Origin of the sequence: Nocardioides lijunqiniae (assembly GCF_015024225.1) — a bacterium.
Taxonomy (GTDB): Bacteria; Actinomycetota; Actinomycetes; order Propionibacteriales; family Nocardioidaceae; genus Nocardioides; species Nocardioides lijunqiniae.
On record NZ_JACJGM010000017.1, the window covers coordinates 69,836 to 84,513 of the forward strand.

Genomic DNA, 14,678 nt, shown 5'->3' on the forward strand with positions numbered 1-14,678 from the left:
TACAAACAGTACGGTCCTGTAAACCGCACGGAAGGCAGCCCCATGGACCAGATCGCCCACAGCACCGTCCCCGCCGGCTCCACCGACCACTGGCGCGACCGCAAGCGCTACCTCTGGCTGATCGGCCTGGTGGTGCCGAGCCTGGCGTTCCTCGGCTACGGCCTCTGGCTGGCCACCGGCCTGGGCGTGTGGTTCTGGATCGGGCCGGTGGTGATCCTGGTGGTCGTCCCGGCGATCGACCTGGTCACCGGCCTCGACCGCTCCAACCCGCCCGACGACGCGATCGAGGCGCTGGAGAAGGACCGCTACTACCGCTGGATCACCTACCTCTTCCTTCCGGTGCAGTACGCCGGGTTCGTCGGCGCGATGTACCTCATCGCCCGCGGCGACCCGCTCGGCCTCGGCGGCGACCTGGCGGTCGTGGACAAGATCGGCCTGGCCATCTCGATCGGCTGCATCGGCGGCATCGGCATCAACACCGCCCACGAGCTGGGCCACAAGCGCGAGGCCAACGAGCGCTGGCTCTCCAAGATCGCCCTCGCGCAGAGCTTCTACGGCCACTTCTACATCGAGCACAACCGCGGCCACCACGTGCGCGTCGCGACGCCCGAGGACCCGGCCTCGTCCCGGCTCGGCGAGACGTTCTACGCCTTCTGGCCGCGCACCGTCCTCGGCTCGCTGAGGAGCGCGTGGCGCGTCGAGAAGCGCCGCTACGCGCGGCGCAAGCAGCACCCGTGGCGCCTGGGCAACGACGTCCTCAACGCCTGGCTGATGTCGGCGGTGCTCTTCGGCGGGCTGGTCGCCTGGCTCGGCGTCGGCGTCGCCCCCTACCTGGTCCTCCAGGCGGTCGTCGGCTTCTCGCTGCTCGAGGTCGTCAACTACATGGAGCACTACGGGATGCTGCGCCAGAAGGTCGGCGTGGGGGAGCGGCAGCGCTACGAGCGCGTCGACCCCTCGCACTCGTGGAACTCCAACAACATCGCCACCAACGTGCTGCTCTACCACCTGCAGCGCCACAGCGACCACCACGCCAACCCGACCCGGCGCTACCAGACCCTGCGCGACTTCGAGGAGTCTCCCGTGCTGCCGACCGGGTACGCCGGGATGATCGTGCTCGCGCTCGTCCCGCCGGTGTGGCGGCGCGTCATGGACCCCCGCGTGGTCGGCCACTTCGGCGGCGACGTCACCCGCGCCAACCTCCAGCCCGGCCAGGAGGCCAGGCTCCTCGCGCGCTGGCCGCGCCCGGCCGCCGTCGTGGAGGCCGAGCGGCTCGAGGCCGAGCGGGTGGCCGCGCAGGAGGCGGCCGTCCCGGTCGACGAGGTGGTGGCCGCGCGCTGCCCGGGCTGCGGCCACACCTACGAGGTCGACGCCGGCAACGAGCTCGAGGGCTTCGCCGCCGGCACCGCCTGGTCGGAGATCCCCGACGACTGGTGCTGCCCCGACTGCGGGGTGCGCGACAAGCTGGACTTCGTGCCGCTGACCTCGGCCGACGCCTGACGTCTACGCTTCTGGGCGTGAGCCAGCCGCCCGTCGAGACCATGCGCGCCCGCGTGGTCGACGCGGCGGTGCGGCTCACGTCCGAGACGGGCTGGGCCCACGTCACGATGGCCCGCCTCGCCGACGAGGTCGGGGTCAGCCGGCAGACGGTCTACAACGAGATCGGCTCCAAGGCCGGCCTCGCAGAGGCCATGATCCTGCGGGAGCTGGAGCGCTTCCTCGGGGTCGTGACGGTGGCGTTCGACGAGCACCCCGGCGACCTGGTCGACGCGATCCGGGCCGCGGCCACCAGCGTGCTCGGGCTGGCCCAGGACAACCGGCTGCTGCACGCCGTGGTCTCGGCCACGCACGGCGCCGACACCGAGCTGCTGCCGCTGCTCACCACGCACGCCACCTCGCTGCTGACCGCGGCCAAGCTGGTGATCGCCGAGCGCCTCACGCCCTACGACGTGGCGCTGGAGGCCGAGCGCCTCGACGCGGCCATCGACATGGTCGTGCGGGTGGTGCTCAGCCACGTCATGCAGCCCAGCGGCTCCCCGGCCGACACCGCCGACGACATCGCCTGGATCGCGGGGCGCGTGCTCCGGGCCTGAGCCGTCCGAGCCTGAGCCGTCCGAGCCTGGGCCGTCGCCGCGACGGCCTAGGGTGCACCCGTGAGCGCTTCGGAGACCGCGTCGGTACGCCTCGGCACGACGACCGGGCGGGCCGTGGTCGGCGCGGCCGTGCTCGGCTCCGGACTGACGCTCCTCGACGGCACGGTCGTCAACGTCGCGCTCAAGACGATCGGTGAGGACCTCGACGCCAACCTGGCCCAGCTGCAGTGGGTCACCAACGGCTACCTGCTCTCGCTGGCCAGCCTGATCCTGCTCGGCGGGTCGCTCGGCGACCGGTTCGGGCGTCGGCGGGTCTTCGTCATCGGGACGGTCTGGTTCGCGGCCGCCTCGCTGATGTGCGGCCTCGCGCCCAACCCCGAGGTGCTGATCGTCGCCCGCATCCTGCAGGGCGTCGGCGGCGCGCTGCTCACCCCGGGCAGCCTCGCGATGATCCAGGGTGCCTTCGTGCAGGACGACCGACCGGCCGCCATCGGCGCCTGGTCCGGCCTCGGCAGCATCGCCGCGGCGCTCGGACCGTTCGTGGGCGGGGTCCTGATCGACTACGCGCACTGGCGCTGGATCTTCCTGATCAACCTGCCGCTGGCGGTGGTCACCGTCGTCATCGCGCAGCGCTGGGTCCCCGAGACCCGCGACCCGCATGCCTCCACGCACTTCGACCTGCCCGGGGCGCTGCTCGCCACGCTCGCGCTGGGCGGCACGACGTACGCGCTGATCGAGTGGGGCGGCGCCCTCGCGCCGTACGCCGCGGTGGCCTCGGTGCTGGCCGTGGCGGCGTTCCTCACCGTCGAGCGACGCAGCCGCGAGCCGATGCTGCAGCTGAGGATCTTCGCCGACCGCACCTTCAGCGCCGCCAACGCCATGACGCTGCTCGTCTACGCCGCCCTGGGCGCGGTGCTGTTCTTCCTGACGCTGCAGCTGCAGACGGTCGCGGGCTACTCCGCGCTGGCGGCGGGGCTGGCCTCGCTGCCGATGACGCTGTGCATGCTGTTCCTCGCGGCCCGGGGCGGCCGGCTCGGCGCCCGCATCGGCCCGCGGATCCCGATGACCGTCGGCCCGCTCGTGATGGCCGGCGGCACGCTGCTGCTCCTGCTGGTCGGCGACGACGGGTCGTACTGGACCGACGTCCTGCCCGGCATCACCCTCTTCGGCCTGGGCCTCGCGCTCCTGGTCGCGCCGCTGACCGCGACCGTGCTCGCCGCCGCCCCCGACGAGCACGCCGGCATCGCCAGCGGCGTCAACAACGCCGTGGCCCGCGCCGGCTCGCTGCTCGCGGTGGCGGCGCTGCCGGTGGCGGTCGGGCTGGGCGGGGAGCAGTACGCCGACCCGGTCGCCTTCGACGCCGCATACCGCTCCGCGATGGTCGTGTGCGCCGCGCTGCTCGCGGCCGGCGGCGTGCTGTCGTGGCTGACGATCCGCGACCGCGTCCTGGTCGAATGACCGCGGGGCTGTGACGAGCGGCATACGCTCGGGGCGGGAGGGACACATGCGGGTGAGGCGCGCGCTGGTGGCGACCGGGCTGGTCGTCGTGCTCTGCGCGCTGCCCGCCTGCAGCTCCGCCGACGAGGAGCCGGAGCCGGGGCGGGGCGCCTCGACGTCGGCCGAGGCCGATCCGAGCCCGAGCGCCGCCGCAGCCCCCGCCCTCGACCCCGCGATGGCGATGGACCCGCCCGGCCCGCGCACCGGGCCGCTGGTCTCCTCCGACATGGTGCTGATCGACACGGAGCCCTTCTCCGAGGAGCAGGTCGCCGAGATCCGCGCGGTCGAGGGCGTGCAGGAGGTCGTGCAGTTCTCCTACTCGCAGGTGCCCGTCGAGAACCGCCTGCTGAACGTCGCGGCGGTCGACCCGGCGACGTACCGCAACTACACGTTCAACGCCTCCCCGGACACCCAGGCGGCCTGGGACCGGGTGGCCGGCGGCGAGTTCGCGGTCGACCGCCGGCTGGTGAGGCGGCTGCCCGTGGACGGCGACGGCTTCCTCAAGCTGGGCGTCCAGGACGACGCGCCCGTGGTGCACTTCGGCGCCACCATCGACCAGGCGCCGCTGGTCGACGTCGTGGTCAACGAGAAGTGGGCCGACCGGCTGGAGATGAAGCCCGGCAACGCCCTGCTCCTCGGGACCGGCGCCACGTCGCCGTACGCCGTGCGCGCGGCGGTGGAGAAGGCCGCCGGGGTCGCGGCGCAGATGACCGACGTGGTCGCCCGCGAGGGCCTCGACCCCGGGGCGGTGCAGACGCTGGTGCCGGTGGGCACGGTCTCGGAGGCGGTCGGCACGTTCACCTACACCGTGATCGGCGGCGGCCGGATCGCGCCGGACCCGGCCTGGGTGGCGGCGCACATCAGCACCGAGCAGGTGCCGATCCTCGGCAAGGTCACCTGCAACAAGGCGCTGATGCCTCAGCTGCGCGGAGCGCTGCTGGAGATCCAGGGCGCCGGGCTGGCCGACGAGATCAACCCCGACGAGTACGCCGGCTGCTACTACCCGCGCTTCATCGCCGGGTCGACCACGCTCTCCAACCACTCCTTCGGCCTCGCGCTGGACCTCAACACCCCCGGCAACCAGCGCGGCACCGTCGGGGAGATGGACCGCGTCGTGGTCTCGATCTTCAAGCGCTGGGGCTTCGGCTGGGGAGGCGACTGGAACTACACCGACCCCATGCACTTCGAGATGAACCGCATCGTCGAGCCGGAGTGACGGTCGGGAGCCCCGCGCTTCCCCGCACTGCCTAGGGTGTCCCCTTTATCGTCCTGTCCCACGCCGGAGCGAGAGGGGAGCCCGTGTCGTCGTTGCTCGACTGGCTCGTCGGGCTGATGCGCACGGTCGGCGCTCCGGGCGTCGGGTTCGCCACCGCGCTGGAGACGGTCTTCCCGCCGGTGCCCTCGGAGGCGGTGCTCCCGCTGGCCGGCTACACCGCCAGCCAGGGCCACTACGGCCTGGCCGCCGCGATCGCCTGGGCCACCGCGGGCTCGCTCGTGGGAGCGCTGGTCCTCTACTACGCCGGCGCGCGCCTCGGCGCCGAGCGGCTCGAGGCCGTCGCCGAGCGGATCCCGCTGGTGCACGGGCGTGACGTCGAGCGGGCGATGGAGTGGTTCGACCGGCACGGGCGCACGGCCGTGCTGCTGGGCCGGCTGGTGCCCGGCGTCCGCAGCCTGATCTCGATCCCCGCAGGTGTGAACCGGATGCCGCTGCTGCAGTTCGCCGGCTACACCACCGCCGGCAGCCTGCTCTGGAACGGCCTGCTCATCGGTGCCGGCTACGAGCTCGGCGCGCAGTGGCACGTCGTCGAGGCCCGCGCCGGCGAGATCTCGAACGTCGTCTACGTGCTCCTCGCCCTCCTCGTCGTGTGGTTCGTCGTCCGTCGCCTCCGGCGACGCCACCGCTCAGTCTGAGCTCGGTGGCCATGTGAGGCGGGCATGTAACACGTCGTCATGACCTCTTCCACGTCGAAATATCAACGTGGAAGAGGTCACGACGACGTGTTACATGGTCTTCGCCGGCCGGCAGCATCCCGCGGATCGGTTCGGGAGGCGCACACCTCGAGCCGTCACGCAGCCCGGTGGGTAGCCTCCGACCCATGCGCGCAGCCCAGGTCGTGACCACCACCGGACCCGCCGACGTCGTGATCCGCGAGGTCCCCGACCCCACGCCCGGCCCCGACGACGTGCTGATCGAGGTGCACCGGGTCGGGACGTCGTTCCCGGACCTGCTGCTGAGCCGCGGCGAGTACCAGCTCAAGCCCGAGACGCCGTTCACCCTCGGCGTCGACGTGGCCGGCACGGTCGTGAGCGGCCCGGGCTTCGAGCCTGGCCAGCGGGTCGCGGCGGTCGGCGCCTACGGCGGCGCCGGCGAGCTGGCGGCGGTGCCGGCGATGTTCACCTTCGCGCTGCCGGACTCGCTCAGCCTCGACGAGGGCGCGGCGCTGCCGATGAACTACCTCACCGCGCAGTTCGCGCTCGCCGAGCGCGGCAGCCTCCGCGCCGGTGAGACCGTGCTCGTCCACGGTGCCGCCGGCGGTGTGGGGACGGCGACGATCCAGGTCGCGAAGGGGTACGGCGCGCGGACGATCGCCGTGGTCAGCACCGAGGAGAAGGCCGAGGTCGCCCGGTCCGCCGGCGCCGACGAGGCCGTGCTGCTGGACGGCTTCAAGGACGCCGTCCTGGGGCTCACCGACGGCAAGGGCGTCGACGTCGTGCTCGACGTGGTCGGCGGCGACGTCTTCACCGACTCCCTGCGGGTGCTCGCGACCCAGGGACGGCTGCTGGTCGTGGGGTTCGCCTCGGGCCAGGGCATCCCGCAGGTCAAGGTCAACCGGCTGCTGCTCAACAACGTGGACGTCCGGGGCGTCGGCTGGGGCGCCTACGCGATGATGCGGCCCGGCTACATGCAGGACCAGTGGGCGGCCCTGCTGCCGATGATGGAGAGCGGCGTCGTCAAGCCGCCCGTCGGCAAGGTCTACGACTTCGAGGACTTCGGCCTGGCCCTCACCGACCTCGACGAGCGCCGGACGCTGGGCAAGGGCGTCGTCCGGGTCCGTGACTGACCCGAGGGCCGCCGCCCACGCCGCCGCGCACGGCCAGCAGGCGCACGCCGTACGGCTGGAGTGGGGCCCGACCGGTGGCGCGGCGGTCGCCGCCGGCGCTGACCTCGCCGTGGTGGTCGACGTGCTGTCGTTCACGACGACGCTGACCGTCGCCGTCGAGCGCGGGATGGCCGTGCACCCCTTCGCGTGGCGCGACGAGCGCGCTGCGCAGCACGCGGCGGCGCTCGACGCGGTGCTGGCGGTCGGCCGCTTGGAGCAGCCGTCGGCTGGGGTGGCCGCCGTCAGCCTCTCGCCCGCCGCGATGAGCCGCGTCGAGGGCGTGGAGCGCATCGTCCTCCCCTCGCCCAACGGCTCGACCATCAGCGCGGCGCTGGCCGCCTCGGGTGCCACGGTCGTCGGCGCCAGCCTGCGCAACCGCGCCGCCGTCGCCCGCTGGCTGGCGCCCCGGGTCGCCGACGGGGCGGTGCTCGCCGTCGTACCGGCGGGGGAGCGGTGGCCCGACGACTCGCTGCGTCCCGCGGTCGAGGACCTGTGGGGCGCGGGTGCGGTGCTGGCCGCGCTGGACGCGCTCGGAGCCACCGGGCAGGCGGTGACCGGGGTGGGCGCCGAGGCGGCGTTCGCACGCGACGCGTTCCGGGCGGTGCAGGCGACGCTGACGCAGTCCGTCGCCGACTGCGCGAGCGGTCGCGAGCTGTCGGTGGCGGGCTTCGCCGACGACGTGGCCATGGCAGCCGAGCTCGACGTCAGCGACGTGGTCCCGGTGCTCGGCGCCGACGGCGCCTTCCGCGACGCCGGCCACCGGCGACCCTGACGTACGAAACTGGAGCCTCCCGCCCGGAGTTTCGTCGGTCAACGTCCAGTTTCGCCGGTCGACCGGCGAAACTGGACCGCTCACCCCAGCGGCGCCAACGTATGGATCGCGAGCTCGCCGGCGAGCACCGGACCGAGCACCTCGAACGCCTTCGCGACGTGGGGGGTGGACATGTGGGCGGTCATGTCGTCCTCGCTGCGCCACTCCTCGATCGTGACGAAGGTGCCGGGCGTGGAGGACGACTCGTAGGCGACGTAGGAGACGCAGCCGTCCTCCTGCGACGACGCCGCCGCGAGCTCGGCGAGGGCGGGTCCGGCGGCGGCGACGCCCTCGGGAGTGATCGGGATGGTCGCGACGACACGCAGGACATCAGTCATGGCGCATGTCTAGCAGCCGCCCGGCGCCCTCACCCCCGCTTCCGCGAGACGGTTAGTGTCGGGGTGTGAGCATCCTCGATGACGCCCGTGACGGCATGAACCCCGACATCCGCCCCCAGGACGACCTCTTCGGCCACGTCAACGGCCGCTGGCTCGACGAGGTGGAGATCCCCTCGGACCGGTCCAGTTGGGGCCCGTTCGTCCAGCTGGCCGACGCCGCCGAGGACCACGTCCGCACGATCATCGAGGACCTCGCCGCCGGCGAGCCCCGCGACGAGGACGCCCGCAAGATCGGCGACCTGTTCGCCTCCTTCATGGACACCGCGGCGATCGACAAGCTGGGCACCCGCCCGGTCCGCCCGCTGATCGACGCCGTCGCCGCGCTGCGCGACGTGCGCGACCTGGCGGCGTTCCTCGGGGAGTTCGAGCGCCTCGGCGGCCACGGCGTCTTCGGCTCCTACGTCGACACCGACGACCGCAAGTCCGACCGCTACCTCTTCCACCTGACGCAGGGGGGGCTCGGGCTGCCCGACGAGTCCTACTACCGCGACGACAAGTTCGCCGAGCAGCGCGAGGCGTACGTCGGCTACCTCACGCGCCTGCTGGAGCTGGGCGGCCACGAGGACGCCTCCGCCGCGGCGGCCACCATCCTCGAGCTGGACACCCAGCTGGCCGCGGGCCACTGGGAGCGCGCCGAGACCCGCGACGTGCAGAAGACCTACAACCTGATGACGGCCGCCGAGCTCAAGGAGCTGTGCCCGGCCTTCGACTGGGACGCCTACGTCACCAACCTCGGCGGCAGCGACGAGACGATCGCCGAGGTGTGCGTGCGACAGCCGTCGTACTTCGCCCACCTCTCCACCGTCCTGGACTCCGTGCCGCTCGAGGACTGGAAGGCCTGGCTGCTGGCGCACGTCCTGCGCTCCGCGGCGCCGTACCTCACCGACGACTTCGTCGAGACCAACTTCGACTTCTACGGCCGCACCCTCAACGGCACCCCCGAGCTGCGCGCCCGCTGGAAGCGCGGCGTCGCGCTGGTCGAGGGCGCGCTCGGCGAGGCCGTCGGCAAGGAGTACGTCGCCCGCCACTTCCCGCCGCGGTCCAAGGAGCTGATGGACGACCTGGTCGCCAACCTCCTGGCCGCCTACCGCGACTCGATCTCCACGCTCGACTGGATGACCGAGGAGACCAAGCAGCGGGCCTACGACAAGCTCGGCACCTTCCGGCCCAAGATCGGGTACCCCGAGAAGTTCCGCGACTACTCCGCGCTGAGCATCAGCGCCGGCGACCTGCTCGGCAACGTCGCGGCCGCGTCGGCGTTCGAGACCGACCGCCAGCTGGCGAAGATCGGCTCGCCGGTCGACCTCGACGAGTGGTTCATGCTGCCGCAGACGGTCAACGCCTACTACAACCCCGGCACCAACGAGATCTGCTTCCCGGCCGGCATCCTGCAGAAGCCGTTCTTCTCCCCGGACGCCCACCCGGCCGAGAACTACGGCGGCATCGGCGCGGTCATCGGCCACGAGATCGGCCACGGCTTCGACGACCAGGGCGCCCAGTACGACGGCTCCGGCAACCTCAACGACTGGTGGACCGCCGACGACAAGGCGGCGTTCGAGGTGAAGTCGACGGCGCTGGTCGCGCAGTACGACGCGTTCGAGCCGCGCGCCCTGGCCGGCGAGAAGGTCAACGGCTCGCTGACCGTCGGCGAGAACATCGGCGACCTCGGCGGCCTCACCATCGGCCACAAGGCGTTCGTGATCTCCGAGGGCGGCGACGCCTCGGTCGAGGACCGGCGCTCGCTGTTCCTCAACTGGGCCTACGTGTGGCGGACCAAGCGGCGCACCGAGCAGGAGCGCCAGTACCTCACCATCGACCCCCACAGCCCGCCGGAGTTCCGCGCCAACATCGTGCGCAACCTCGACGAGTTCCACGAGGTCTTCGAGACCCGCGAGGGCGACGGCCTGTGGATCGACCCCGCGGAGCGCGTGCGCATCTGGTGACCCGTCGTCCCCTCAGGGGACGAGGATCGTGAAGCCCTGGTTGGCGTTCTGGAGGACCGTCGTGTTGGCGTCGGGGAAGGTGCGGATGAAGGTCCGTACGCCGAAGGTGCCGTTCGGGCAGGCGAGCGTCGCCACCTCGACCGCTCCCTGGGGAGCGTTGGGCTCGGTGCTGGTCGAGGAGTGCGCATAGTCGAGCGAGACCACCGCGGGGCCCGTGTTGGGATCCACGCCCGGGACCGTGACGCAGTACGTGCCGACGAACGGGTTGGTCACCGTGATCCCTCCCGACTGGCGGCTGACGTTGGCGCCCACGATGTGCGCGTAGCCGCGGGCCGTCCCGGGGGCACCCGCCTGTCCCTTCGGGCCCTGCTTCCCCCGCAGCCGGGCGACCGCCTTCGGCGCCAGGTCGGCGGTGCGCAGGCTCCGGTCCTTGACGTCGGCGGACGTGAGCGTGCCGTTCTTGACCTGGGCGCCGGTGATGAGCGTGCCGGCGACGGCACCTCCCGTCGCGGTCAGCACCAGCGCCCCGGCCGCGACGGCCAGCGTGAGTCCGGTGGGCAGGGTGGGACGGAGGCGGGCACGGGGCCGCGGGCGGCGGTCGGTCGAGGAGCTGGTCGACGAGCGGGGCGAGGAGGTCATGGCGCGCACGCTAGGAGGCGGGGCTTCGGGTTGCCTTCGGGATTCCTTCCGGCACCGACACGGCCTTTTGTAAGTGTGTAATCATGTAAGCATGAGCAACGAGACGACGGAGCGGGTGCGCGGCTGGTTCACCGGCCGGCTGCCCGAGCAGTGGCAGGAGCAGGCGCCCGAGGTGGCCGTCGACCGCGAGGAGGTCACGGTGGTCCTGACCATCGCCGACGTCGCCGCGGGCGAGTCGGAGGTCGAGCAGGCCGAGGCGCGCGCAGGCCGGGCCAAGGCCTTCCGCGAGGAGACGCGCGAGGCGCGGATGGCGATCGCCCGCGAGGCGGAGCACCGCTTCGAGCGCAAGGTGTCCTGGGGCGTGCGCGTCGGCGAGCGCGAGGAGCTGTGGACGCACGTGTCCGCGCCGGTCATGACGCGGCTGCGCCAGCCGCAGCGCCGGGTCCTCGACACGCTGGTCGAGTCCGGCGTCGCCCGCTCGCGCTCGGAGGCCCTGGCGTGGTGCGTGCGGCTGGTCGGCCAGCACGAGGGCGACTGGCTCGCCGAGCTGCGCGACGCGATCACGCACGTCGACGACGTACGCGCGCAGGGCCCGGCGGCCTGACCGTCCCTAGCGCAGGGCGGGCTCCCGCTCCGGCTCACCGGACGCGGCGCTCGGCGCGAGGTCCTCGTGCAGGTCGCGGCCCCGCGTCTCCGGAAGCAGTGCCGCGCACGCGAGGCTGATCAGCGCGACGACGACGTTGTAGCCGGCCACCAGCCACAGCGTGCCGTCGCCGCGGGTGACCAGCCAGGCCGCGATCAGCGGAGTCAGCCCGGAGGCGAGGATGCCGGAGACCTGGTAGAGCGTGCTGAGGGCCGAGTAGCGGTAGCGGGTGTCGAACAGCTCGCTCCAGAACGCCGCCAGCGGTCCGTAGACGATGCCGTAGATCACCCCGAGCCCGCCGACGAACGTCACCGCGACCCCGAGGGTGGTCCCGCCCTGCACCAGCCAGGCGGCCGGGAAGGCGAACAGCAGGGCGATCACGACGCCGGTGTTGTAGACGCGCTTGCGGCCGAAGGTGTCGCTGAGGCGTCCCGACGCCAGCACCAGGGCGACGCCGACCAGCGCGCCGACCATGATCGCGTTGAGGACCGTCGACTTGGGGATGCCCACCTCCTTGACGGTGTAGGCCAGCAGGTAGACCGAGAACAGGTTGAACGTGAAGCCCTCGATGAAGCGGGTGCCCATGCCCAGCAGCAGGGTGCGCGGCTGACGGCGGACCAGCTCGGCCACCGGGTTGGGCGAGATCTCCTTGGTCGCCTGCACCTGCTGGAACGCCGGCGTCTCCATCACCGAGAGCCGGATCCAGGCGCCGATGGCCAGCAGCACGATGCTCACCAGGAAGCAGGCGCGCCAGCCCCACGCGAGGAACGCCTCGTCGGGCAGCTGGCTGGCGATCGCGAACGCGCCTGACGCCAGGAACAGTCCGCCGGGCACCCCGATGTGGGCGAAGCTGCCGAAGAACCCGCGCCGCTCGCCGGGCGCGAACTCGACGGCGAGCAGCACGGCGCCGCCGTACTCCCCGCCGACGCCGATGCCCTGCAGGATGCGGAGCACGACCAGCAGGACCGGCGCCCACACCCCGATCTCGTCGTACGTCGGCAGCAGCCCGATCGCGGCGGTGCCGGCGCCCATGATGACGAGCGTCCAGATCAGCATCGTCTTGCGACCGATCCGGTCACCGAAGTGGCCGAAGATCAGTCCGCCGATCGGGCGCGCGACGAACCCGACGGCGAAGGTGCCGAACGCCGCGAACTGGGCGGCCGGACCGTCCAGGCCGTTGAAGAAGAGCTGGTCGAAGACCAGACCGGCGGCGGTGCCGTAGAGGAAGAAGTCGTACCACTCGATCGTGGCGCCGACCGCGGAGGCGGCGGCGACCTTGCGCGGCGAGCTGGCCTCGGCCGGGCGCGGTGCTGCGGTGCTCATGGGGATCCCCTCGAGAGACGTCCGGATGCAAACCACACAAAGGCTAGTGGCTTGGTGCAATATCGGGAAGTGGGCGCGTCGGTGACCGCTGGTAGACATGCGGGCATGACCTCCACCGACGCCCCCGAGGCGACCGCCGACGTCCGGCAGGCCGCCCGCGACAGCGCCGAGGCCCACCTGCGCGCGCTGGTCGGGCGCGACGACGTGTCGCTGCGCGAGGACCAGTGGACCGCGATCGAGGCGCTGGCCGTCGACAAGCGGCGCGCGCTCGTCGTCCAGCGCACCGGCTGGGGCAAGTCGGCGGTCTACTTCGTGGCGACCCTGCTGCTGCGGGCGCAGGGGGCGGGCCCCACCGTCATCGTCTCGCCGCTGCTCGCGCTGATGCGCAACCAGATCTCCGCCGCCGAGCGCGCCGGCATCCGCGCCGTGACCATCAACTCGACCAACCTCGAGGACTGGGAGTCCACCCACGACGCGATCCGCGCCGGCGAGGTCGACGTGCTGCTGGTCAGCCCCGAGCGGCTCAACAACCCCGGCTTCCGCGACGAGGTGCTGCCGCGGCTGGCCGCGACCTGCGGCCTCCTGGTGGTCGACGAGGCCCACTGCATCTCCGACTGGGGCCACGACTTCCGGCCCGACTACCGGCGGATCCGCACCCTGCTGGACGACCTGCCGGCCGGCATCCCGGTGCTGGCCACCACCGCCACCGCCAACGCCCGGGTGACCTCCGACGTCGGCGAGCAGCTCGGCGAGGGCGTGCTGGTGCTGCGCGGCACCCTCGACCGCGAGTCGCTGCGGCTCGGCGTCGTCCACCTGAAGACCGCCCAGCAGCGCCTGGCCTGGCTCGCCGACCACCTCGCCGAGCAGCCCGGCTCCGGCATCGTCTACTGCCTCACCGTCGCCGCCACCCAGGAGGTCGCCGACTACCTCCGCTCGCGCGGCCACGACGTCGCCGCCTACTCCGGCCAGACCGAGCAGACCGAGCGGCTCGCGCTCGAGGCCGACCTGATGGCGGGCCGGGTCAAGGCGCTGGTCGCCACGAGCGCGCTCGGGATGGGCTTCGACGCCACCCTCGGCTTCGTGGTCAACCTCGGCGCCCCGTCGTCGCCGGTCGCCTACTACCAGCAGGTCGGCCGTGCCGGCCGCGGACTGGCCAAGGACGGGGACAGCGCGACCGTGGTGCTGCTGCCCGCGATCGAGGACCGCGACATCTGGGCCTACTTCGCCTCCCTGGCGTTCCCGCGCGAGGAGCTCGTGCGCCGCACGCTCGAGGTGCTGGCGCAGGAGGGCCGCCCGCTCAGCACGGCCGCGCTCGAGACCCACGTCGAGCTCAACCGCAACCGGCTCGAGACGATGCTCAAGGTGCTCGACGTCGACGGCGCCGTACGCCGGGTCCGCGGCGGGTGGGAGTCCACCGGGCAGCCGTGGTCCTACGACGAGGAGCGCTACCGCCGCGTCGCCGAGGCCCGCGAGCGCGAGCAGCAGGCGATGGTCGACTACCTGCGCACCACCGAGTGCCGGATGTGGTTCCTGCGCGACCAGCTCGACGACCCCCAGGCCGAGCCCTGCGGTCGCTGCGACAACTGCGGCGGCCTCGCGCTGTCGCTCGACGTGTCCAGCGCGGCCGTGGCCGAGGCCGAGGAGCGGCTCTCGCGTCCCGGCGTGGTCGTGGAGCCGCGCAAGATGTGGCCCACGGGCCTGGCCTCGATGGGCATGGACCTCAAGGGCAAGATCGCCGCGGGCGCCGCGGAGGGCCGTGCGGTCGCCCGCCTGACCGACCTCGGCTACGGCCAGGCGCTGCGCGAGCTCTTCCGCCCCGAGGCCGGCGACGGGCCGGTCCCGGTGCCGCTGGTGCAGGCGGTCGTGGCGGTGCTGGGCGACTGGCGTCCGCGCGTCGAGGCGATCGCCGTGGTGGAGTCCGCGACCCGTCCGACGCTCACCGCCGACCTCGCCGACGGGCTCTCGCGCTACCTCAAGGTGCCGGTGGTGGCCCGCTACGCCATCGTCGACCCCGACGTCGCGCCCGGCCAGGGCGCGATGAACTCCGCCCAGCGGGTCGCGGCCGTCGGCCGCCGCTACGCGCTGCAGGGCGAGGTGCCCCCCGGTCCGGTGCTCCTCGTCGACGACCTGGTCGTGACGGGCTGGACCCTGACCCGGGCCGCCCACGCCCTGCGCCAGGCGGGCGCGACCGAGGTGCTCCCGCTGACCCTGGCCGTCCAGAGCTGACCGCGCC

General features: G+C 72.7%; 13 protein-coding genes. 10 read left to right on the forward strand and 3 right to left on the reverse strand.

What is annotated here, in order from left to right; translation table 11 throughout:
* Positions 1 to 42 precede the first annotated feature (42 nt).
* The 7 genes from IRQ30_RS24200 to IRQ30_RS11875 all read left to right on the forward strand — a co-directional run bounded on the left by IRQ30_RS24200 (position 43) and on the right by IRQ30_RS11875 (position 7,460).
* Entirely contained in the window at positions 43 to 1,497 is a 1,455-nt protein-coding gene (locus tag IRQ30_RS24200) for a fatty acid desaturase (RefSeq protein WP_193613052.1), read from the forward strand.
* A 17-nt stretch (positions 1,498 to 1,514) separates the two neighbouring features.
* Positions 1,515 to 2,090, forward strand: coding sequence for a TetR/AcrR family transcriptional regulator (locus IRQ30_RS11850; protein ID WP_338089675.1), 576 nt, complete (start codon positions 1,515 to 1,517; stop codon positions 2,088 to 2,090).
* A 60-nt stretch (positions 2,091 to 2,150) separates the two neighbouring features.
* A complete protein-coding gene (locus IRQ30_RS11855) occupies positions 2,151 to 3,548 on the forward strand; it encodes a DHA2 family efflux MFS transporter permease subunit (protein WP_193613053.1) in 1,398 nt (465 codons plus the stop codon).
* Between the two features lie 46 nt (positions 3,549 to 3,594).
* Entirely contained in the window at positions 3,595 to 4,803 is a 1,209-nt protein-coding gene (locus IRQ30_RS11860) for a M15 family metallopeptidase (RefSeq protein ID WP_193613054.1), read from the forward strand.
* A gap of 83 nt (positions 4,804 to 4,886) precedes the next feature.
* A complete protein-coding gene (locus IRQ30_RS11865) occupies positions 4,887 to 5,498 on the forward strand; it encodes a DedA family protein (RefSeq protein ID WP_338089676.1) in 612 nt (203 codons plus the stop codon).
* 185 nt (positions 5,499 to 5,683) lie between these two features.
* The gene (locus IRQ30_RS11870; RefSeq protein ID WP_193613055.1) at positions 5,684 to 6,649 is read left to right on the forward strand and encodes an NADPH:quinone oxidoreductase family protein; all 966 of its coding nucleotides are present in this window, start codon (positions 5,684 to 5,686) and stop codon (positions 6,647 to 6,649) included.
* On the forward strand, positions 6,642 to 7,460 hold the full coding sequence (locus tag IRQ30_RS11875; RefSeq protein ID WP_193613056.1) for a 2-phosphosulfolactate phosphatase: 819 nt from the start codon (positions 6,642 to 6,644) through the stop codon (positions 7,458 to 7,460). The genes IRQ30_RS11870 and IRQ30_RS11875 overlap by 8 nt, the downstream gene beginning before the upstream one ends.
* Positions 7,461 to 7,540: 80 nt before the next feature.
* On the opposite strand, the gene IRQ30_RS11880 is transcribed toward IRQ30_RS11875, so the two are convergent.
* Complete coding sequence (locus IRQ30_RS11880; RefSeq protein ID WP_193610098.1) at positions 7,541 to 7,837, reverse strand: putative quinol monooxygenase; 297 nt, start codon at positions 7,835 to 7,837, stop codon at positions 7,541 to 7,543.
* A 65-nt stretch (positions 7,838 to 7,902) separates the two neighbouring features.
* Here IRQ30_RS11880 and IRQ30_RS11885 point away from each other — a divergent pair, with 65 nt between their 5' ends.
* On the forward strand, positions 7,903 to 9,840 hold the full coding sequence (locus tag IRQ30_RS11885) for a M13 family metallopeptidase (RefSeq protein ID WP_338089677.1): 1,938 nt from the start codon (positions 7,903 to 7,905) through the stop codon (positions 9,838 to 9,840).
* 12 nt (positions 9,841 to 9,852) lie between these two features.
* Here IRQ30_RS11885 and IRQ30_RS11890 read toward each other — a convergent pair whose 3' ends face one another.
* Positions 9,853 to 10,479: a hypothetical protein gene (locus tag IRQ30_RS11890; protein ID WP_193613057.1), complete on the reverse strand. Its 627-nt coding sequence runs from the start codon at positions 10,477 to 10,479 to the stop codon at positions 9,853 to 9,855.
* A 91-nt stretch (positions 10,480 to 10,570) separates the two neighbouring features.
* Here IRQ30_RS11890 and IRQ30_RS11895 point away from each other — a divergent pair, with 91 nt between their 5' ends.
* Positions 10,571 to 11,083, forward strand: coding sequence for a hypothetical protein (locus IRQ30_RS11895; protein ID WP_193613058.1), 513 nt, complete (start codon positions 10,571 to 10,573; stop codon positions 11,081 to 11,083).
* Between the two features lie 6 nt (positions 11,084 to 11,089).
* Here IRQ30_RS11895 and IRQ30_RS11900 read toward each other — a convergent pair whose 3' ends face one another.
* A complete protein-coding gene (locus IRQ30_RS11900) occupies positions 11,090 to 12,445 on the reverse strand; it encodes an MFS transporter (RefSeq protein WP_193613059.1) in 1,356 nt (451 codons plus the stop codon).
* A gap of 105 nt (positions 12,446 to 12,550) precedes the next feature.
* Between IRQ30_RS11900 and IRQ30_RS11905 the strand changes: the two genes are divergently transcribed.
* Positions 12,551 to 14,671 (forward strand): RecQ family ATP-dependent DNA helicase, encoded by a 2,121-nt coding sequence (locus IRQ30_RS11905; protein WP_193613060.1) that lies wholly within the window; start codon positions 12,551 to 12,553, stop codon positions 14,669 to 14,671.
* Positions 14,672 to 14,678 lie beyond the last annotated feature (7 nt).

What these genes read in the sequence shown, in the direction of transcription:
- IRQ30_RS11870 (WP_193613055.1), top strand. Translation starts at nt 5,684, where the DNA reads ATGCGCGCAGCCCAGGTCGTGACCACCACCGGACCCGCCGACGTCGTG.
- IRQ30_RS11890 (WP_193613057.1), bottom strand. Translation starts at nt 10,479, where the DNA reads ATGACCTCCTCGCCCCGCTCGTCGACCAGCTCCTCGACCGACCGCCGC.
- IRQ30_RS11860 (WP_193613054.1), top strand. Translation starts at nt 3,595, where the DNA reads ATGCGGGTGAGGCGCGCGCTGGTGGCGACCGGGCTGGTCGTCGTGCTC.
- IRQ30_RS11895 (WP_193613058.1), top strand. Translation starts at nt 10,571, where the DNA reads ATGAGCAACGAGACGACGGAGCGGGTGCGCGGCTGGTTCACCGGCCGG.
- IRQ30_RS24200 (WP_193613052.1), top strand. Translation starts at nt 43, where the DNA reads ATGGACCAGATCGCCCACAGCACCGTCCCCGCCGGCTCCACCGACCAC.
- IRQ30_RS11880 (WP_193610098.1), bottom strand. Translation starts at nt 7,837, where the DNA reads ATGACTGATGTCCTGCGTGTCGTCGCGACCATCCCGATCACTCCCGAG.
- IRQ30_RS11900 (WP_193613059.1), bottom strand. Translation starts at nt 12,445, where the DNA reads ATGAGCACCGCAGCACCGCGCCCGGCCGAGGCCAGCTCGCCGCGCAAG.
- IRQ30_RS11905 (WP_193613060.1), top strand. Translation starts at nt 12,551, where the DNA reads ATGACCTCCACCGACGCCCCCGAGGCGACCGCCGACGTCCGGCAGGCC.